We start from the raw sequence: 18,106 nt of genomic DNA on the forward strand, positions 1-18,106 counted from the left end.
ACGTGAAGAGGCGGATGCGGCGGATGCGCTCCGACCGGGGCCAGGTGGCGATCGAGTACATCGGCTTCGTGCCGATCCTGCTGTTCGTCGCGCTGTGCGGGATCCAGCTGGGCTGGGTCGCGTACGTCCACGAGCAGGCCGACACTGCCGCCCGTACTGCCGCCCGCGTCGAGGCCCGCAAGGGCAGTGGCGGCAAGGCCGCGGGCGAGGCGGCGGTCAAGGCGAGCCTCGGTGCGACGGTCGAGGTGTCCAAGGACGCCGACGCCGTGACCGCGGTGGCGAGGATCGAGATCAAATCCATCGTGCCCGGACTCGGCCTGGAGGCCGCGGTGGCCACCGCGGTCATGCCCAACGACGACCCGAAGGTGACCGGACCATGAGCCTGCGTTCCCGGGTCAACACCCCCGACGACCGCCACAGCCCGCGCGAGGACGGCCGGCTGGTCTCCTCCTACCGCGCCAAGCTGCTGGAGGAGATCGACCTCGCCGAGATGTCCGCGCTCGCGCCCGCCGAGCGCCGGGCCCGGCTGGAGCGCGTACTCGGCCACATCATCAGCCGCGAAGGCCCCGTGCTCTCCACGGTCGAGCGGGCGCAGCTGATCCGCCGCGTCGTCGACGAGGCCCTCGGCCTCGGCGTGCTCGAACCGCTCCTCGAAGACGCCTCGATCTCCGAGATCATGGTCAACGGGCCCGACCAGATCTTCGTGGAACGGGCCGGGCGCGTCGAGCAGCTGCCCATCCGCTTCGCCTCGCACGAGCAGCTGATGCAGACCATCGAACGCATCGTCTCCACCGTCAACCGCCGGGTGGACGAGGCCAATCCGATGGTCGACGCCCGCCTTCCCAGCGGCGAGCGCGTCAACGTCATCATCCCGCCGCTCTCCCTGACCGGCGCCACCCTCACCATCCGCCGCTTCCCGCGCGCCTTCACCCTGCACGAGATGATCGGCCTCGGCTCGCTCGACGAACAGATGCTGCTCCTGCTGTCGGGCCTCGTCCAGGCGAAGATGAACGTGATCGTCTCGGGGGCCACGGGCACCGGCAAGACCACCCTCCTCAACGCCCTCTCCGGCCTGATCCCGGAGGGCGAACGCATCATCACCATCGAGGACTCGGCCGAACTCCAGCTCCAGCAGGCCCACGTGATCCGCCTGGAATCCCGCCCGGCGAACGTGGAGGGCAAGGGCCAGATCACCATCCGGGACCTGGTCCGCAACTCCCTGCGCATGCGCCCCGACCGCATCATCGTCGGCGAGGTCCGGGGCGGCGAGACCCTCGACATGCTCCAGGCCATGTCCACCGGCCACGACGGCTCACTGGCCACCGTCCACGCCAACAGCGCGGAGGACGCCCTGATGCGCCTCCAGACGCTCGCCTCGATGTCCGAGGTGGAAGTGCCCTTCGAAGCGCTCCAGGACCAGATCAACAGCGCCGTCAACGTCGTCGTCCAGCTGACCCGCTTCGGCGACGGCTCGCGCCGCGTCACCGAGATCTCCATCCTGGAGTCGCACGGCCGCGAACCCTTCCGGATCACGACCGTCTGCCGGTTCGCCGCCCAGCCCATGGGGCCGGACGGGCGCGTCCACGGCTACTTCGAGTACTACCCGCTGCCGCGCCGCATCGCCGAACGCCTCTACATGAACAACCAGCCGATCCCGCAGGCGTTCGGCGTCGCCCTGCCCGACGACCCCCTGGCCACCCGCATCACCCGGACCGCCCTGTGAACCCAATCGTCCTCCTGACCCTCGGCGCCACGCTCCTGGCCTGCCTGCTCGTCGTCCTCGGCGTGCACGCGTACTCCGCCGGCCGGGCCCAGCGCGCCGCCCTCATCGAACGCCTCTCGGCGAGCGGAGCCCCGGAGCCGACGGGCCGCCGCCGGCGCTTCCCCGCGGTGGACCGGCGCCTGCGCAGGACCGCACTGGGCCGGCGGATCGAACTGAAACTGGCCACGACCGGCCTGGACCTCACGCCCGGCGAGTTCTTCGTCTACATGCTGTCCGGCATCGCCGGGGTGTGGCTCATCGCGGCCTCGTTCCTGGCACCGTTCTTCGGCCCGGTGGCGGGCGCGATCGGCGTCTGGGCGGCCAACGCCTTCCTCAACTGGCAGCGCACGCGCCGCACGGAGCGGTTCATCAATCAGCTCCCCGAGCTGGCCCGCATCCTCGCCAACGCCACCCAGGCCGGACTGGCCCTGCGTACCGCCATCGGCCTCGCGGCCGAGGAACTGGAGGCCCCGGCGGGCGAGGAACTGGCCCGCGTCGCCGACCGGCTCGCGGTCGGCCACTCCATCGAGGAGTCCCTCGGCGAGCTCACCGAACGGCTGCCCTCGCGCGAACTGGTCGTCCTGGTCTCCACGCTCGTCCTGTCGGCCCGGGCGGGCGGCGCGATCGTGGACAGCCTGCGCAACCTCACGGTCACCCTGGAACAGCGCAAGGAGACCCGCCGCGAGATCCGCACCCAGCTGTCCCAGGTGACGGTGACCGCGTACCTGGTCCCGGCCATGGGCCTGGGCTCCCTGCTGCTGGTGGACATGATGATGCCGGGGGCGCTGGACCGGATGACGGGTGCCTTCATCGGGCAGACCGCCGTACTGGTCGCGCTCGGCCTGTTCACCCTGGGCTTCCTGCTCATCCGCCGCCTCTCGAAGATCGACGTGTGAGGGGGCCGGGACGATGACCGCACTCCTCCTCGCACTGGTCGTGGCCCTGTCGGTCCTCGGCGCCTTCCACGGCATCCGCCTCTACCGCGCGGACGTGAAACTGCCCACCGACCTCGCCCTCGCCCTGGAGGTCGGCGCCACACGCACCACGGCGGTGGGCTCCGTCGTCGACCGCATGGGCATCCGCTGGGCCCCGCTGGTCCTGCGCCTGATGGGCCCCAACCAGGTCGCGCGCAAACGCCGCCAGATCGACATGGCCGGCAACCCGGCGGGCCTGACCATCGACCGCTACGCGGCGCGCCGCGCCGTGTACGGGTTCCTCGGCGCCCTGGGCGCCTTCTCGATGCTGATCAACGGGCAGCTCGTACCCGCCCTGCTGATGGTCGCCTTCGGCCTGTTCTGGATCGAGGCCGGCCTGTGGTCGGCGATCCGGGTCCGCCGGGACCACATCGAGCGCACCCTGCCGGACTTCCTGGACGTGCTGGCCGTCGTGGTCAGCGCGGGCCTCGGCTTCCGGCAGGCGCTGGACCGGGTGGCGGACAAGTACGAGGGCCCGTGGTCCGACGAGATCCGCATCACCCTGCAGCAGATGGACATGGGTGTCAGCCGCCGCCAGGCCTTCGACGAGCTGCGGCGGCGCAACGACTCGGAGCAGGTCGCGCAGTTCGTCACCGCACTCCAGCAGGGCGAGGAACTGGGCTCCCCCATCGTGGAGACGCTGATCGCGATCGCCGAGGACATGCGCCGTACGGACGCCCAGAACGCCCGCCGGCGCGCGGCGAGGGCCGTCCCCAAGGCCACCTTCGCCGTCACCATGTTCATGCTGCCCGGCACGCTCATCCTGCTCGTCTGCGGCTTCGTCTACGGGGCGAACGTCGACTTCGACGCGATGTTCGGAGGCGGGTGAGCCATGGCGGCCACACTGGGCATCACGACACTGACGGGCCTGGGACGGGCTGCGGCGGGGCGGTCCGCGGCGGGGCGGTCTGCGGCGGGGCGGTCTGCGGCGGGGCGGTCTGCGGCGGGGCGGTCTGCGGCGGGGCGGTCTGCCGCCGTGGCGGGGGAGTCCGGGGCGGCGGCGGGGCGGTTCGCCGTTGCGGCGGGGCCCGAGCGGGCCCTCCAGGTGAACGCCCTCCAGGCCCTGTGCCGCCAGGTCTTCGCCTTCCGCCTGGTCATGATCGCGCTGGGTGCGCCGCTGGCGCTGGGCGGGGCGGCGCCCGGGGGACCGGTGTACCTGGTGGGCGGGGCGGTGCTGCTCACGTTCATGGTCTCGTACGCACTGTTCCGTGACTGGGAGCGGTTCGGCCCGCTGCTGCTGCGCCACCGCTGGCTGCTGGCCCCCGACATGGCCCTCAGCGCGCTGCTGCTGGTCACGGCGACGCCCGAATCCCCGCTGGGCCTCGTCTGCGTCTGCACCCCGCTGCTGGCCGGGCTGGTCTACGGCTGGCGCGGCTCGGCCCCGTACGCGGCCGTCCAGGCGGTCGCCGTGGCCCTGGTGGCCGAGGGGCTGCTGCTGGCCACGCTGTGCCTGCTGGCGGGGGCGGCGGGGGCCTGCCTGCGCGACCTGCTCTTCCGCTTCGGCGCGGCCGGCCGGGCCCTGACGCAGACCCGGGCCCGGCTGGCGGTCGCCGAGGCGGTACGGGCCGAACGCGACCACCTGGCCCGGGAGATGCACGACTCGGTGTCCAAGACCCTGCACGGCCTGGCCCTGGCGGCCGACGCCCTGTCCCGCACCACCGACCCGGAGGCCGCCCGCCACCAGGCCGAACTCATCGCCGGGGCCGCGCGGCGCGCGGCGGCCGAATCCCGCGCCCTGCTGACCGACCTCCGCCGGGACCTCGACCTCGACGCCCCGGGGATCTCGCTCGCGTCCGAACTGCGCGCGCTGTGCACCGGGGACGGCGAGGAGTTCAGGGTCTCGGGCGTCCTGCCGGTGATCCCCTCGGCGGTGGCCCGGCACCTCGTCGCGGTGGTCTCCGAGGCCCTGGAGAACGCCCGCCGCCACGCGGACGCGCGGCGCGTGGTGGTCGAGGCCGCCGTCGACGGCCCGCGGCTCACGGTGACGGTCGAGGACGACGGCCGCGGCCTCCCCGCCACCGGCTCGGACCCGTCCGCCCTGCACCGCGACGGCCACTTCGGCCTGCTCGGCATGACGGAACGCGCACGGACCATCGGAGCCACCCTCACGATCGACCGGGGCCGGGGCCGGGGCCGGGTCCGGGGTACGGGTACTGGCCCGGGGGCGGGCACTGGTACTGGCTCCGGCCCTGGCCCGGGCCAGGGCCGGAGCCAGGGTGCGGGCACCGGCTCCGGCTTGGGCACGGGCACTGATCCCGCTACGGGTACGGGTACGGGTACGGGTACTGGCTCCGGCCCGGGTACGCGGGTCCGCCTCGACCTCCTGGTCGCGGCCCTGACCCCGGAGCGGAGCCCGTGATGCCGCTCCACGTGCTGATCGCGGACGACAACCCGGTGGTCCGGGCGGGACTGGCCGCGCTCCTGTCCACCTCCCCCGACCTGGAGGTCATCGCCCAGGCCGCGGACGGCCGCGAGGCCCTCAGCCTGACCCGCCGGCACGCGCCGGACGTCGTCCTGCTGGACGTCCGGATGCCCGGCGTGGACGGCATCTCGGCCCTGCCCCACCTCGTGCGGCTGGCGCCGGTACTGATGCTGACGTACAGCCAGGAGGCCGACATCGTCCGCGAGGCCCTGCTGCTGGGCGCGGGCGGCTACCTGGTCCACGGCGAGTTCACGGCCGACGACCTGCTCCGCGCGGTCCGCGACGTCCGTGAGGGCCGCCCCCACTTCACGCCGACGGCGGCGAGCGCCCTGCTCGCGGAACTCCGTACCTCTTCGCAACCGCAACGAGTTGTGGCACAGTCTACTGAGCGCATGCACAACTCTGTGGAATTCGGCCTGAGTTCTCGGGAGGTGGAGGTCATGGACCTCATCGCATCCGGAATGAGCAACCAGCAGATCGCCGCCGCCTGCTTCATCAGCGAGAAGACGGTCAAGAACCACATCAACCGCATCTTCGCCAAACTCCAGACCACCACCCGCAGCGAGGCCATAGCCCGCTGGCTGGGAACCGCCCGTCCAGGAGTGACCGGTCATGGGTAGACGGACTGCGCAGTGGGTCCGTAATTGGGCCCCGGGACCCTTGGTAACGACCGGTCACTGGCCGTACTGTCCGCAAATCGACAGCGGCACCGGCCCGGGAGGAACCCCTCATGTTGCAGAACACCCTGGCAAGGATGCGGAAGCGGTACGGGAGCAAGGGCGCGGGGGATCGGGGCCAGACGGCGTTCGAGTACCTGGGGATCATCCTGGTGGTCGTGGTGATCATCGGCGCGATCATCGGGACGGGCATCGGTCAGGCCATCACGACCAAGATTACGTCTGCCGTTGCGAGTATCACGGCAGGCAGGTGACGCCCAAGGGCAGCCTGGGCGACCGTGGGCAAGCCTTTCCCATCTACATCGTTGTGGTGGCAGGCCTGCTCTTCGCGACGTTGGCGTTCTTCGTCGTCGGGCAGGCGTCTGTCGTGCGGAGTGACGCTCAAGGAGCGGCAGACGCGGCCGCACTTGCGGCGGCCCGCGATGCCAGGGACCACCTGGTGCCCGGCGTTGACCTCGCCACACTGGAGCCGGAAGGATGGAAGCAGGTCCTCGAGGGGGTGCTCTTGGATGCGGGTGGCGCCTGCGGCGCTGCCCGGGAGTTCGCCGCGAAGAACGACGCGACCGCTGTCTGTGAGCGTGCCCTTCCTCGGTTCACGGTAGAGGTGCAAACCACACGAACCGTCGGTGACTCCGTGGTGCCGGGGACCAGCGGTCAGCGCGGTACCGCCAACGCCACGGCAGTTGTCGAACCGCGCTGCCAGTTGGGCACCGTGATCGTTGCCCCGTCGCCTTCTGCTTCCCCGTCAACTTCCCCTTCGCCCTCGCCCTCGTCGGGCGGCGCGGAGAAGCCCGCGTCGGTCGAGATCAAATGCAAGGGCGCGGGCGTGATCACGTTTGATCCCGCGAAGCCTGAGCCGTGGGGCGCCCTGGCGCGGACACTTTTCGCTGTACGACTGGTCGACTGACACCGAACGACAGAAGAGGGAAACGGCGTTGATGAGCATGCGGCACATGGTGAAGGTCCGCGGGGGAGCGGCCGTCGCGGTTGCAGCGGTCTTGACCCTCGGGTTGGCCGGATGCGGGGGTGGCGACGATGGCAAGCCGGAGGAGCCGAAGAAGTCTGCTGAAGCCAAGCCGCAGAACGGTGCTTCCCAAACCCCTGTGCCTAGCGGCAGCACCAGCCCGGAGCCGACGCAGGTCCTGGCGACTGTGAACGGCGAGGCGGGCATGACGCTGGTCATCAATAAAGCTGCCCGGGACGGCGGCGGTTTCCTGACCGTCGAAGGCCAGTTCAAGAACAACGGTAGTGCTCCGTATGTGAATACCGCACCTTGGCGTGGAAACGAACTCAACGCCAGTGGCGTGTCCGTCGCCGGTGTGACCCTGGTCGACAAGCTCGGCAAAAAGCGGTACTACGTGCTCCGCGACACTGACGGTAGGTGCCTCTGCACGACCGGGCTGAACATCATCGAAACCGGTCAGACGGTGCCGTTCTTCGCTCAGTTCCCCGCACCGCCCAACACCACCGCTGAGGTTGAGCTCAGCCTGCCCACCTTCGCCACGGCAACCATCAAGATTTCCGGGTGACGCCATGACCATAGTGACCCAACGCCACCGCATCGCCGCGGCCACGGCCGTCGCCGGGCTCGTCATCGCCGGGGCCCACATCATCGGCGCGACAGCGGCGTACGCCGATGACGTCAAGCCCTCCGCACCCCCCGGCACCGAGCCGTCCGCCTCCGCGCCCGTGCCCATCGACTCGAACTCGCCCGGGCTCAAGATCCCGCAGGGCGGGACGCTCGCGCCCGTCAAGGTGCTCGACATCGCCGAGGTCGTCGAGGACCTCGGCGGGGAGCAGCGGCGGCAGGAGACCAACCAGACCGTCATGATGGCGTTGCAGTCCGAGGTGCTGTTCCCCGAGAACAGTGCCGTCTTCAACGCGCAGGCGGCCGCCCGAATCCAGGCCATCGCCAACGAGATCAACCAGCAGAAGGCGACCCGCGTCCGGGTCTTCGGTTTCACCGACGACCAGGGCAGCTACGAGCACGGCAAGGAGCTGTCCAAGCAGCGGGCCGACGCCGTGCAGGCGGAGCTGGCCAAGACCGTGACCAATCCGAGCGTGGTCTTCGACGTCCGCGGGTACAGCGAGGACTACCCGATCGCCGACAACAGCACCGAGGAAGGCCGCAAGAAGAACCGGCGCGTCGAGATCACCTTCCCGCGCGGGAGCGGATGAGCAGGGCCGCCGCCTCGCCCGCCCGCCGGGCCGGTTCCGGGCCGGGGTCCAGCGCCGCCACCACCGTGGCGCCCTCGACCAGGATCAACAGCTGGTCCGCCAGGGCGTCCTGGCCCGGGCCGGCCAGCTCGCCCAGCAGCTCCCGTAGCTCCGCCTTGTGGCGGCGTACGACGTCCAGTACTCCGGCCGGTCCGGTGCCCAGCTCGCCGAAGGCGTTCAGGAAGGCGCAGCCCCGGAAGTCCGGTTCCGAGAACCAGGCGGCCAGCCAGTCGAATACGGCCGCGACCGGGTCCGGGGCGCCGGCCACGGCCTCGCGCAGGCTGGTCGTCCAGCGCCGGTCGCGGCGCTGGAGGTAGGCCGTGACCAGGGATTCCTTCGCCGGGAAGAGCCGGTAGAGCCGTTTCAGGGGGACCCCCGACTCGGTGCGGATGCGGTCCATGCCGACGGCCTGGATGCCGTCGGCGTAGAACAGTGCCTCCGCCGCGTCCAGGAGTCGGGTGCGGGCCTCTTCGTCGTCCATGAGGGCAGCGTAGACCAGGACGGCCTTGCGGGGAGAACGGTCGTTCTCTAGGGTGAGAACGTCCGTTCTCACCTGTTGTCGAGAGGGTTGGTCGCCATGACCGTCACCGCAGCACGTCCGCCCCTGCCCCCCTTCACCGAGGAGTCCGCGCGGGCCAAGGTGCAGGCCGCCGAAGACGCCTGGAACAGCCGCGATCCCGAGCGCGTGGCCCTCGCGTACACGGAGGACTCGCAGTGGCGCAACCGTGATCGCTTCCTCACCGGCCGCGCCGAGATCCGCGCCTTCCTCGCCGAGAAGTGGGAGCGCGAGCTCGACTACCGGCTCCGCAAGGAGCTGTGGGCCTGGACCGGCAACCGGATCTCGGTCCGCTTCGAGTACGAGTGGCACGACGCGGCAGGCCAGTGGTGGCGCAGCCACGGCAACGAGCAGTGGGAGTTCGACGGGGACGGCCTGATGCGCCGCCGCGAGGCCAGCATCAACGACGTACCGATCGCGGAGGCCGACCGGCGCCTGGGGGACACGCCCAGGGCCTAGTGCCGGTGGCCGGCCGGTGGCCGGCCGGCGGCCGGTCAGCCGGTGAACAGGCCGTCGAGCGGCGAGCAGGCGGAGGCGACCTCCTCCTTGCCGTAGCCCGTCCTGAACCTCAGTTCGTCCGCCCCGAGCGATTCGACCGTCACGTCGATCAGGGTCCGCCAGTGCCGTGCCGTGTCCGCCGGGAACTCTTCGGCGCCGTGCGCGGATCCTTCGGTCCCCGGCGGTCCCGGGATCCGCAGGGTCCGCCGGTCCGGTGAGCCCGCGGAGAGGAAACGGATCTCCACGCCGCCGGCGGTGAGGGCCTGCCTGACGCCGCGCGCCAGCTCCAGGATGTCGGCGCAGTGGTGCAGCGGGATTCCGGCCGCGGCGCGCCGCTCTTCGGGGACGCCGTGAAGCTCCTTCGTCACCTGGAAGACGATCCTGAACTGCTCTGCGGTCATGGTCGTGCTGGGCATGCCGTCCGTCCGGCTCGTCGTCGTACGTCTCCCCCGGGCGACGAAGAGCCTGGTCCCGAGGGGCCGTTCCACCGCCGCCCCGGCGCGGTGGGGAACCGCTCGGCGGGTCAGGGCGTCTCGTGGTGGGCCTGGGTGATGAGGTCGATGGCGACTTCGAGGGCGGCCTGGCGGGTCTCCTCGGGGTCGCCCTCCACGTGCTGGAGGAACATCATCCCGGCGTGCAGGGTGAACAGGGCGCTGACGCAGCGGACCTGGTCCGTCAGCGGGCCGTCTTCCGTGCGCAGCAGCTCCACCAGGCGGAACAGCCGCTTCTTGACCGTCTCGCCGATGCTCAGCTCGCGCATCGTCGCCTGGTTCTCCTGCATGAAGCGGTACAGCGAGGCGCCCGCCGCCATCGCCTGGCTGTAGCGCCGCAGCACTTCCTGCTTGGTCTCCAGGGAGCTCGGCTGCTTCTCCGCCCAGGAGATCAGCTCGTCGATGGGCCGGGTGAGGTCCTCGAAGAGGCTGATGATGATGTCTTCCTTGGTCTTGAAGTGGTAGTACAGCGCCGCCTTCGTGACCTCCAGCCGCTCCGCGATCTCGCGCAGCGAAGTCTTCTCGTAGCCCTGCTCGGCGAAGAGCTCCAGCGCGACGTCCTGGATGCGCTGACGCGTGTTGCCGCGACGCTGCTGCGGACCGCTGGTGGACATGGCTCTCCTCGGAGTTACTTACTTGACGCCCGGCTAGTTGCGGGTCTACCTTCCCCAGTGTAGTCAACTAGCCGGTCGGCAAGTAAGTGGCGGTACGGAAAGCCGTGCCAGGGGGAGTGGACATGGGTGAGACGGTCAAGACGACGAAGGCCCCGGGGGAGGTGGACGCAGCGGTGAAGCCGCGCAGCGTGCGGGTCGTGCTCATGGCGCTCATGATCGCGATGTTGCTGGCCATGCTCGACAACATGATCATCGGCACCGCCATGCCCACCATCGTCGGCGAGCTCGGGGGTCTGGAGCACCTCTCCTGGGTGGTCACCGCGTACACGCTGGCCACCGCGGCCTCCACCCCCATCTGGGGGAAGATCGGCGACCTGTACGGGCGCAAGGGCTCCTTCCTCACCTCGATCGTCATCTTCCTGATCGGCTCCGCGCTCAGCGGCATGGCCCAGGACATGGGCCAGCTGATCGGCTTCCGCGCGATCCAGGGCCTCGGCGCCGGCGGTCTGATGGTCGGCGTCATGGCGATCATCGGCGACCTGATCCCGCCCCGCGAACGCGGCAAGTACCAGGGCATGATGGCCGGCGTGATGGCCCTCGCCATGATCGGCGGCCCGCTGGTCGGCGGCACCATCACCGACCACTGGGGCTGGCGCTGGTCCTTCTACATCAACCTCCCCCTCGGTGCGGTGGCGCTCGCCATGGTGACCGCCGTACTGCACCTGCCGAAGCGGACCGACCAGACGCGCCCGAAGATCGACTATCTCGGGGCGGCGCTGCTCACCGTCGCCATCACCTCCACCGTGCTGGTCACGACCTGGGGCGGCACCGAGTACGCCTGGGCCTCCGCCGAGATCATCGGCCTGATCGCCGTCGGCGTGGTCTCGACCGCCGCGTTCCTCTACGCCGAGACCAAGGCCGCCGAGCCGGTCATGCCGCTGCACATCTTCCGCAGCCGCAACTTCAGCCTGATGTCGCTGATCAGCTTCCTGGTCGGCTTCGCGATGTTCGGCGGAGTCGTCTACCTCCCGCTGTTCCAGCAGTCCGTGCAGGGCGCGTCCGCCACCAACTCGGGCCTGCTGCTCCTGCCCATGCTGCTCTCGATGATGGTGATCTCGCTGGTCGTGGGCCGGGCCACCACCAACAACGGCAAGTACAAGATGTACCCGATCATCGGCGGCGCGCTCATGGTCGTCGGCCTGTTCCTGCTCGCGACGATGGACACCGGTACCTCGCGCCTGGTCTCCGGCGTGTACATGGCCATCCTCGGTGCCGGTCTCGGCTTCCTGATGCAGATCACCATGCTTGTCGCGCAGAACAGCGTCGAGATGAAGGACATGGGCGTCGCGTCCTCCTCCTCGACCCTCTTCCGTACGCTCGGAGGTTCCTTCGGAGTGGCCCTGATGGGTTCGCTCTTCACCTCCCAGGTCACGAACACCATGTCCGACCGGCTGGGCCCGGAGGCGGCCGGAGCCGCGGGCTCCGCCCAGTTGGACGCCGCGAGCCTGGCCAAGCTGCCCGAGACCGTACGGGACGCCTACCAGCACGCGGTGGCCTCCGGTACGCACTCCGCCTTCGTGCTCGGCGCAGCCATCGCCCTCATGGGCTTCCTGGCCGCCTGGTTCGTCAAGGAGATCCCGCTGCGGGGCGCGGCCCCGGCCCCGGCCGACGGTGAGGGTGACGGTGACGGCAAGGGCGCAGAAGGCAAGGGCGGAGAAGGCAAGGGCGGAGAAGGCAAGGGCGGCGCGTCCGTCCCGGCGCCGCAGGAGTCCCTCGCCCACTGACGCGAACGCGAACCCGTACGAAGGCAGGCCCGGCCCCCGTGGATGGACGGATCCACGGGGGCCGGGCCTTTGCCGTGCACGGAGCGCGCGCGGGGCCGGTTCGGTCCGCTCGCGGGCGTCACCGTTTCAGATGGTTCCCGTTGGGCAGGTTTTCGGGACGATCAAGGACCAAAGTCCCATTACATGGAATTTATGGGGGAATTGGCTGGAACCCCACTGCGGCGACGGACGTCCTGATGCACAGAACGCTCGCAAGGCGGATGGGGAGTGGACGCCCGAAATGGACAAGCAGAGCACGACGAACGAGATGAACGCGGCGGACGCGGCGGACGGGACGAGCGTCACGGGCGGGTCGAGCGCTACGGGCGGGTCGGGCGCCACGGACGCGACGCGCGCGAAGCGGCAGAGGATCCGGGCCCGCACGGCCGTCGCGGCATCGGCCGTCGCCGTGGCGGCGACGATATGGGCGGTGACGACCCTGGTGGACCCCGGCCACGACGCCCCGCACCAGAACGTGTCCCGCCAGAAGGACACCGGCGCCGCGGGCCCGCAGGGGCAGCAGCAGCCGGGGGAGCGGATACCCGAGGGCATAGCCCACGCGTCGGAGAGCGGCGCGAACGCCGTGAACATCACCATCGACGACGGCCCCGACCCCCGCTGGACCCCGAAGGTCCTCGAAGTGCTCGCGAAGTACGACGTGAAGGCCGCCTTCTGCATGGTGGGACCGCAGGCCAAGGCCCACCCCGACCTCGTCAAGAAGGTCGTCGCGGCCGGTCACCGGCTCTGCGACCACACCATGGACCACGACACCGCCATGGACAAGAAGCCCGTCGCCTACCAGGAACAGCAGATCCTGGACGCGAAGGGGCTGATCGAGGAGGCGGCGGGCGGCGGGGCGAAGGTCGAGTACTACCGGGCCCCCGGCGGGGCGTTCACCCCCGACAGCCGCCGCATCGCAGCCGCCCACGGCATGCGGCCGCTCGGCTGGAACGTGGACACCAAGGACTTCGGCAAACCGGGCGTCCCGGCCATCGTCGACGCGGTCAAGCGCGAGCTCGGCAACGGTCCGACGGTCCTCTTCCACGACGGCGGCGGCAACCGCGCCCAGACCGTCGAGGCGCTGGACGAGGTGCTGGCCTGGCTGAAGGAGCAGGGCCGGCCGACGGGCTTCCCGGTCCGCACCGCCCCCGACCCCTCCTGACCGAGCCCGACCGTGTCCTCCGACCGCCTCCCGGACCGTCCTGGCCGCCTCCCGGACCCGTCTGACACGCCGTCCGGCGGCGAACGGGTGAGGGTCGACGCCCCGGTCCGGCCCACGGTGTTCCCTGGTCGCGCACGCATCCGTGCTCGCAGCCGTGCTCGCATCCGTGCATGCAGCCGTGCCCGTGCCGTGCAGAAAGCCCGGCACGCAGCCGCGTACGCCTTCACGTACGCGCGCCCGTACTACCAGGAGGACCCCGTGATCGAGCCGAGCAAGCTCTCCGACCCCGCCGTCCGCGCCTTCGTCACCGCCGTCAACGCCGGCGACCGGGCCGCCTTCGAGGCCAACCTCGCCCCGGACGCCACCATGTCCGACGACGGCTCGGACCGCGACCTCCAGCAGTGGGCCGAGAAGGAGATCTTCTCCTCCGGCGGCCACATGGAAGTGCGGTCCCAGTCCGAGGACGGCCGCGAACTGGTCGTCGGCTACCGCAACGACACCTGGGGCGAGATGCAGACCGCCTGGCGGTTCTCCGTTGGCTCCGACGGCCTGATCAGCCGCTTCGAGACCGGCCAGGCCTGACCCGGGCCGGAGCCCGGGAGGCCCGGTCACCGCGACCGGGCCACCTCCAGCACCGCGGCCGTCAGGCCCAGGTTCTCCGCGGCCGCCCCGCCCGGGAAGCCGTAGCGGCGGCGCGTGTACCCGTACGCGACCCCGGTGGCCGGGTCGGCCCAGCCCAGCCCGCCCGCCGCGCCGGAGTGCCCGAAGGCCCGCGGGCCGACCGTCGGCAGCAGCTGGAAGCCCAGTCCGAAGGAGTGCGGCTCCGGAGCCACCAGGTCCGCGCCGCCCGGCGTGTGCGGCTTCGCGACCTGGGCTGCCATCCACGGCTCCAGCAGCGGAGCCCGCCCGTCCACCTCGCTGATCGCCGCCGCGTACATGCCCGCCACGCCGCGCGCGGTGCCGACCCCGCCGGCCGAGGCCGGACCCAGCTCCAGCACCTTCGGGTGGTTGGCGTACGCGACCAGGTCCATGGGCGGCTCCCGGTGCGCGTTGAAGGCGATCGGCAGCAGTTCCGGCACGGGCCCGCCCGCGGGCTGCCTGTCCGGCACCACCATCTCCAGCACCGGCTTCCAGCGGCCCGCGGCCCCGGCCGGCAGCCCCAGGTACAGGTCCAGGCCGTACGGGGCGCGGACGCGCTCCTCGTACACCTCCTGCATCGAGCGGCCCGTCACCCGCCGCACCACCTCGCCGGTCAGGGCGCCGATCACGAAGGCGTGGTAGCCGTGGCCCTTGCCCGGCTCCCAGAACGGCTTCTGGCCGGCCAGCCGGGACGCGACCAGCGCGTCGTCGGCGATCTCGTCGTACGCGAAGCCCTCGTCGGTGTTGATCAGCCCGGACTGGTGGGAGACCAGCTGCCGCACGGTCAGGTGCTCCTTGCCGTGCCCGGTGAACTCGGGCCAGTACGCCGACACCAGCGCGTCCAGATCGAGGACGCCGTCCTGTGCGAGCAGCGCCACCACCAGGTGGGCCGCGCCCTTGGTGATCGAGTAGAGCCCGGTCAGGGTGTCCGGCGCGGTGGCCTCGCCCGCCCACAGGTCGACCACGCGCCGCCCCTCGTGATGCACCGCCAGCTGCGCCTCGGGCGAGTGGGTCTCGGCGTCCAAGAAGGACGCGAACTCCTCCCGTACGGGCTCCCAGCCCGCTGCCACCGTGCCCTGCACGCCGCCGTTCACGCTTGCGCCCATCGGGTCCCCCTTGTAGCTCGTTGCTCGGGTCTGCCCGGCTAAACGGAAGTGGATCATGCGATATTCCGCCCTGTCGGACCTCACGTACGGGTGAATGCGCACGCGGTGTCGTTCCGGCCCGCCGGAGCGGCCCGTTGGGCCGGGCATGAAGCGCACCCGGATCGCCGCTCTCGCCCTCGCCGCCACCGCGAGCGCCCTGGCTCCCGTGATGGGCCAGTCCGCCACCGCCGCCGAGGGCACGGTCTACCTCCAGGACCCGGCCGGCGGAGAGAAGACCATGAAGTCGATGTGGACGAAGGACGAGATGCACAAGGTGGAGGGGCAGTTCCGCTTCCACCCGGGAGTCCAGTACGAGACGGTCACCCGACCCGGCCCTTCGGGCGCCCCGGACTACGAGCGTCAGGTCCCCGACCCGAAGACCCTGGCGTGGCAGCCCTCGTACGAATTCGCCTGGGCGGTCTCGGACTCGACGCTGGTGAAGAAGGCGCTGACCACCAAGGAGGGCCGGCACGTGTTCGTCGTGCACGCGGTGCTGCGCAGCGCGAAGGGGGCCGAGGTGGCGCGGGTGGAGCGGGAGCTGACCGAAAGGCCCGCGACGGGGCGGGAGAAGATCGCGGGCGGCAAGCGGATCGCGTGTGACACCGGCGAGTACACGGTGGAATGGTCGGTCACGCGCTCGGGCTACGGGACGCTCACCGGGAAGCTGCCCTGGAACTCCAGCTGCGAGCAGTACCGCACGGCGTTCGCCCCGGACAACGGGCAGCGCTGACCGGCGGGTCGGTGGTGGACCGGCCGCCCCGCGCACCTCGTGAGTGCTCGGCGGGCGACTGGGCCGCAGGCCTTGGATCAAGTGTCTGACAGCCATGGTGCCGCACGGGATGCGCTGCGGCAGGGGTCGAAGGTCCCGATCTGGGGGGCGTTCAGCGCTTCTTGGAGGCCTGGTTCGCCTTGGCGGCGATGTCCTCCAGGACGAGCTTCGGGTCGCCGCCCGGTTCCACGGCGCGGCCGATGTTGCGCTTGATGGTGTCGCTGACCGTCACCCAGGACGGGTCGTTCACCGGGTAGAGCTGGGCACCGCGCAGCGCGGTCAGGAACTGGGTGTCGTTCTTGCTGAGGCCGCCGCCGCCCTGGGTGCGCAGGGCGCTGGTGGTGGAGGGCAGCAGGTGGTAGCGGTTGGCGAAGTCCGTCAGGTTCTTGTCCTGGTAGAGGAATTCGACGAACTTGCCGATCTGCTCGCGCTGGCCGTTCTGCTTGAAGGCCATCATCCAGTCGGCCACGCCCACGGTCGGCGGGTTCTCCCCGGCTCCGAGGTCGTCCGAGACCGGCATGGCGACGGCGCCGACCCCGATGCCCTTGGCGCGCGCCTCGTGGTCCAGTGAGGGGTAGCCGTTGAGCATGCCGACCTCGCCGCGCAGGAAGGCCGCGAAGGCGTCGGCGCGGTTGAGCTGGGCGGGCGGGACGGGGCCGGTCAGGCCCGGCTCGACGAGGTTGCTCTTGACCCAGCGCCAGGTGTTGATGTTCTGGTCGGAGGCCAGGTTGTAGTTGCCGCTGCTGTCGGCGTAGCCGCCGCCGTTGCTGAGCTCCCAGATCATCGCCTCGGCGTGCGCCTCCTCCGGGCCCAGGGGCATGGCGTACGGGAACTTCACGCCCTTGTCCTTGAGCGCCTTGGCGGCGGCCTTGAGGTCGTTCCAGGTGGTGGGGGGCTTGCTGATGCCGGCCTTGGTGAAGAGGGCCTCGTTGTAGAAGAGGAGCCGGCTGCTCGCCACGAAGGGCAGCCCGTAGAGCGTGCTGCCGACCGAGCCCGCCTCGGCGAGCGGCTGAATGAAGTTCGCCTCGGCGCTGACCGTCAGGAGCTGGTCGGCGGAATAGAGCTTGCCCTGGGCCGCGAAGTCGGAGTACGAGCCCATCAGGGCCATGTCCGGTGCTTTGCCGGCCTTGACCATACGGGAGACCTCGCGGTCGATGTCGGCCCACGGCAAGAGCTGGACCTCGACCTTGATTCCGGGATGGGTAGCGGTGAAATCAGCCGTCAGCTTGTCCCAGAAGACCTTGGAACTGGTGGCCTGGGTGTCTCCGTATTCCGCGGCGACCAGGCGCAGCGTACCGCCGTCACCTGCATCGTCTTCGGAACTTCCACATCCGGCCAGTGGAATCAGCAGACCGAACACGACCGTGGTGGCGGCCGCGCCGAAAATTCTTCGTCGCACGGGTGTATTCCCCTGGTTTTCTTTTGGATCCCGTTACTACTCATGAGTTGCTCCGGGCTGGGGGATGCACTTCCATGGCCCGTTGGCCGGAATTCTCTCCTGACGGCGGGCGGTTGGCCCCATTGGGGCCCTACTTGTGGTCAATGCTCCAACTGGGGTTTTTCCGGCTGGTGTTTTCCGATATGTGATCAACCATCGGGACGCGCGTAGACATGCGAATTGCCCGTTTCCGGTCACGGAAACGGGTGGACGGGGTTCGTACGTCCTAGTCGGGGAAGTCGCCCGCGTACGGGTCGGGCTCGCCCGTCTCCGGGTTGCGCCCCTCCTGCCACCGGCGCTGGGCCTTGCGCCAGTGCACGAAGCTGAGGTGCCCGCCGTCCCAGAAGGTGATGCTGACGGGGCTCACGTCGAACTCGTCGGAGCACAGCCGGTAGAGGAACTCGGCCATGCCGTACGGGTACACGGCGAAGGAGTCGGCGGTGTGCCGCCCGCACACCAGGACCGGCCAGCGGTCCGGGTCCGGGTCGGTGGTGAGCCAGCACAGGATGTCGGACCCGCCGGTGACGCCCCAGGCGATGACCGACTCCGGGTCCAGGTCGAAGGCGGACCGGCCGCCCTCCGCCTCCCAGATCTGCCGGGCGTTGTCGGTCTCCTCCGCCATCTCGGCGGGGTCCCACTGGAGTCCGGGCTTGGGCAGCGGCAGCAGGATGCTCGCCTCGCCGTTGATGGAACCCGCGCCGAAGCGGCCCATGAACGCGATGAAATCGGCCGGGAACCGGGTGCCCCAGGCGGCCTCGGCCGCCTGCCAGTCGATGTCCTCGTCGGCGCCGTGCGTCGCCGGCATGATCTGCTCCAGCGCCTTGATCCGCGCGTTCTCCGTCATGCCGCTCCCCTGACACCCCAGCTCAACCGCCCCAACCTACCGCCCGTACGACGGCGGGCCCAGCCCCGTCTCGCC

Annotated in this window: 21 protein-coding genes; 15 read left to right on the forward strand and 6 right to left on the reverse strand. The window is 70.5% G+C overall.

The genetic code is table 11. From position 1 onward, the window contains the following. Positions 1 to 2 precede the first annotated feature (2 nt). The 10 genes from AB0D94_RS08690 (at position 3) to AB0D94_RS08735 (ending at position 8,013) form a co-directional block, all read left to right on the forward strand. Positions 3 to 380 carry a TadE/TadG family type IV pilus assembly protein gene (locus AB0D94_RS08690; RefSeq protein WP_362047699.1) on the forward strand — a complete coding sequence of 126 codons (378 nt, stop codon included), beginning with the start codon at positions 3 to 5 and terminating at the stop codon, positions 378 to 380. After that, positions 377 to 1,723 (forward strand): CpaF family protein, encoded by a 1,347-nt coding sequence (locus AB0D94_RS08695; protein WP_266934530.1) that lies wholly within the window; start codon positions 377 to 379, stop codon positions 1,721 to 1,723. Before AB0D94_RS08690 ends, AB0D94_RS08695 begins: the two co-directional genes overlap by 4 nt. Further along, positions 1,720 to 2,658: a type II secretion system F family protein gene (locus AB0D94_RS08700; RefSeq protein ID WP_362047702.1), complete on the forward strand. Its 939-nt coding sequence runs from the start codon at positions 1,720 to 1,722 to the stop codon at positions 2,656 to 2,658. Before AB0D94_RS08695 ends, AB0D94_RS08700 begins: the two co-directional genes overlap by 4 nt. Before the next feature lie 13 nt (positions 2,659 to 2,671). Next, a complete protein-coding gene (locus AB0D94_RS08705; RefSeq protein WP_362047705.1) occupies positions 2,672 to 3,565 on the forward strand; it encodes a DUF5936 domain-containing protein in 894 nt (297 codons plus the stop codon). 147 nt (positions 3,566 to 3,712) lie between these two features. After that, positions 3,713 to 5,095, forward strand: coding sequence for a histidine kinase (locus AB0D94_RS08710; protein WP_362047708.1), 1,383 nt, complete (start codon positions 3,713 to 3,715; stop codon positions 5,093 to 5,095). Continuing rightward, complete coding sequence (locus AB0D94_RS08715; protein WP_362047711.1) at positions 5,095 to 5,778, forward strand: response regulator transcription factor; 684 nt, start codon at positions 5,095 to 5,097, stop codon at positions 5,776 to 5,778. The genes AB0D94_RS08710 and AB0D94_RS08715 overlap by 1 nt, the downstream gene beginning before the upstream one ends. A gap of 110 nt (positions 5,779 to 5,888) precedes the next feature. Further along, entirely contained in the window at positions 5,889 to 6,089 is a 201-nt protein-coding gene (locus tag AB0D94_RS08720) for a hypothetical protein (protein ID WP_362047714.1), read from the forward strand. After that, positions 6,086 to 6,742 carry a pilus assembly protein TadG-related protein gene (locus tag AB0D94_RS08725; protein WP_362047717.1) on the forward strand — a complete coding sequence of 219 codons (657 nt, stop codon included), beginning with the start codon at positions 6,086 to 6,088 and terminating at the stop codon, positions 6,740 to 6,742. The genes AB0D94_RS08720 and AB0D94_RS08725 overlap by 4 nt, the downstream gene beginning before the upstream one ends. A gap of 46 nt (positions 6,743 to 6,788) precedes the next feature. After that, positions 6,789 to 7,364 (forward strand): hypothetical protein, encoded by a 576-nt coding sequence (locus tag AB0D94_RS08730; protein ID WP_362047720.1) that lies wholly within the window; start codon positions 6,789 to 6,791, stop codon positions 7,362 to 7,364. A gap of 4 nt (positions 7,365 to 7,368) precedes the next feature. Next, positions 7,369 to 8,013, forward strand: coding sequence for an OmpA family protein (locus AB0D94_RS08735; protein ID WP_362047723.1), 645 nt, complete (start codon positions 7,369 to 7,371; stop codon positions 8,011 to 8,013). On the opposite strand, the gene AB0D94_RS08740 is transcribed toward AB0D94_RS08735, so the two are convergent. Continuing rightward, positions 7,988 to 8,533, reverse strand: a complete 546-nt coding sequence (locus AB0D94_RS08740; RefSeq protein WP_362047726.1) for a TetR/AcrR family transcriptional regulator — start codon at positions 8,531 to 8,533, stop codon at positions 7,988 to 7,990. The two genes, AB0D94_RS08735 and AB0D94_RS08740, sit on opposite strands and share 26 nt — an antisense overlap. Before the next feature lie 96 nt (positions 8,534 to 8,629). Here AB0D94_RS08740 and AB0D94_RS08745 point away from each other — a divergent pair, with 96 nt between their 5' ends. Continuing rightward, positions 8,630 to 9,067: a nuclear transport factor 2 family protein gene (locus AB0D94_RS08745; protein WP_362047728.1), complete on the forward strand. Its 438-nt coding sequence runs from the start codon at positions 8,630 to 8,632 to the stop codon at positions 9,065 to 9,067. A 35-nt stretch (positions 9,068 to 9,102) separates the two neighbouring features. Here AB0D94_RS08745 and AB0D94_RS08750 read toward each other — a convergent pair whose 3' ends face one another. Together AB0D94_RS08750 and AB0D94_RS08755 are read right to left on the reverse strand one after the other, a co-directional pair. Continuing rightward, positions 9,103 to 9,522, reverse strand: a complete 420-nt coding sequence (locus AB0D94_RS08750; RefSeq protein ID WP_362047731.1) for a hypothetical protein — start codon at positions 9,520 to 9,522, stop codon at positions 9,103 to 9,105. Positions 9,523 to 9,629: 107 nt separating this feature from the next. Further along, positions 9,630 to 10,211 carry a helix-turn-helix domain-containing protein gene (locus AB0D94_RS08755; protein WP_362047733.1) on the reverse strand — a complete coding sequence of 194 codons (582 nt, stop codon included), beginning with the start codon at positions 10,209 to 10,211 and terminating at the stop codon, positions 9,630 to 9,632. Between the two features lie 122 nt (positions 10,212 to 10,333). Here AB0D94_RS08755 and AB0D94_RS08760 point away from each other — a divergent pair, with 122 nt between their 5' ends. The 3 genes from AB0D94_RS08760 (at position 10,334) to AB0D94_RS08770 (ending at position 13,778) form a co-directional block, all read left to right on the forward strand. Further along, positions 10,334 to 11,995: an MDR family MFS transporter gene (locus AB0D94_RS08760; RefSeq protein ID WP_362047736.1), complete on the forward strand. Its 1,662-nt coding sequence runs from the start codon at positions 10,334 to 10,336 to the stop codon at positions 11,993 to 11,995. Between the two features lie 280 nt (positions 11,996 to 12,275). Further along, the gene (locus AB0D94_RS08765) at positions 12,276 to 13,196 is read left to right on the forward strand and encodes a polysaccharide deacetylase family protein (protein ID WP_362047739.1); all 921 of its coding nucleotides are present in this window, start codon (positions 12,276 to 12,278) and stop codon (positions 13,194 to 13,196) included. A 258-nt stretch (positions 13,197 to 13,454) separates the two neighbouring features. Beyond that, on the forward strand, positions 13,455 to 13,778 hold the full coding sequence (locus tag AB0D94_RS08770) for a nuclear transport factor 2 family protein (RefSeq protein WP_362048103.1): 324 nt from the start codon (positions 13,455 to 13,457) through the stop codon (positions 13,776 to 13,778). Positions 13,779 to 13,804: 26 nt separating this feature from the next. On the opposite strand, the gene AB0D94_RS08775 is transcribed toward AB0D94_RS08770, so the two are convergent. Next, entirely contained in the window at positions 13,805 to 14,941 is a 1,137-nt protein-coding gene (locus AB0D94_RS08775) for a serine hydrolase domain-containing protein (protein ID WP_362047742.1), read from the reverse strand. A gap of 145 nt (positions 14,942 to 15,086) precedes the next feature. Between AB0D94_RS08775 and AB0D94_RS08780 the strand changes: the two genes are divergently transcribed. Then, on the forward strand, positions 15,087 to 15,710 hold the full coding sequence (locus tag AB0D94_RS08780) for a hypothetical protein (RefSeq protein ID WP_362047745.1): 624 nt from the start codon (positions 15,087 to 15,089) through the stop codon (positions 15,708 to 15,710). 151 nt (positions 15,711 to 15,861) lie between these two features. On the opposite strand, the gene AB0D94_RS08785 is transcribed toward AB0D94_RS08780, so the two are convergent. Both AB0D94_RS08785 and AB0D94_RS08790 read right to left on the reverse strand, forming a co-directional pair. Continuing rightward, a complete protein-coding gene (locus AB0D94_RS08785) occupies positions 15,862 to 17,148 on the reverse strand; it encodes an extracellular solute-binding protein (RefSeq protein WP_362047748.1) in 1,287 nt (428 codons plus the stop codon). A gap of 265 nt (positions 17,149 to 17,413) precedes the next feature. Continuing rightward, positions 17,414 to 18,031, reverse strand: coding sequence for an SMI1/KNR4 family protein (locus tag AB0D94_RS08790; protein ID WP_362047751.1), 618 nt, complete (start codon positions 18,029 to 18,031; stop codon positions 17,414 to 17,416). Positions 18,032 to 18,106: the final 75 nt, after the last annotated feature.

The organism is Streptomyces sp. NPDC048255, from assembly GCF_040652415.1.
Classification (GTDB): Bacteria; Actinomycetota; Actinomycetes; order Streptomycetales; family Streptomycetaceae; genus Streptomyces.

Coding starts and splice junctions, on each gene's coding strand:
- AB0D94_RS08730 (WP_362047720.1), top strand. CDS start 6,789: ATGGTGAAGGTCCGCGGGGGAGCGGCCGTCGCGGTTGCAGCGGTCTTG.
- AB0D94_RS08750 (WP_362047731.1), bottom strand. CDS start 9,522: ATGCCCAGCACGACCATGACCGCAGAGCAGTTCAGGATCGTCTTCCAG.
- AB0D94_RS08695 (WP_266934530.1), top strand. CDS start 377: ATGAGCCTGCGTTCCCGGGTCAACACCCCCGACGACCGCCACAGCCCG.
- AB0D94_RS08765 (WP_362047739.1), top strand. CDS start 12,276: ATGGACAAGCAGAGCACGACGAACGAGATGAACGCGGCGGACGCGGCG.
- AB0D94_RS08735 (WP_362047723.1), top strand. CDS start 7,369: ATGACCATAGTGACCCAACGCCACCGCATCGCCGCGGCCACGGCCGTC.
- AB0D94_RS08790 (WP_362047751.1), bottom strand. CDS start 18,031: ATGACGGAGAACGCGCGGATCAAGGCGCTGGAGCAGATCATGCCGGCG.
- AB0D94_RS08775 (WP_362047742.1), bottom strand. CDS start 14,941: ATGGGCGCAAGCGTGAACGGCGGCGTGCAGGGCACGGTGGCAGCGGGC.
- AB0D94_RS08780 (WP_362047745.1), top strand. CDS start 15,087: ATGAAGCGCACCCGGATCGCCGCTCTCGCCCTCGCCGCCACCGCGAGC.
- AB0D94_RS08745 (WP_362047728.1), top strand. CDS start 8,630: ATGACCGTCACCGCAGCACGTCCGCCCCTGCCCCCCTTCACCGAGGAG.
- AB0D94_RS08720 (WP_362047714.1), top strand. CDS start 5,889: ATGTTGCAGAACACCCTGGCAAGGATGCGGAAGCGGTACGGGAGCAAG.
- AB0D94_RS08760 (WP_362047736.1), top strand. CDS start 10,334: ATGGGTGAGACGGTCAAGACGACGAAGGCCCCGGGGGAGGTGGACGCA.
- AB0D94_RS08755 (WP_362047733.1), bottom strand. CDS start 10,211: ATGTCCACCAGCGGTCCGCAGCAGCGTCGCGGCAACACGCGTCAGCGC.
- AB0D94_RS08740 (WP_362047726.1), bottom strand. CDS start 8,533: ATGGACGACGAAGAGGCCCGCACCCGACTCCTGGACGCGGCGGAGGCA.
- AB0D94_RS08715 (WP_362047711.1), top strand. CDS start 5,095: ATGCCGCTCCACGTGCTGATCGCGGACGACAACCCGGTGGTCCGGGCG.
- AB0D94_RS08705 (WP_362047705.1), top strand. CDS start 2,672: ATGACCGCACTCCTCCTCGCACTGGTCGTGGCCCTGTCGGTCCTCGGC.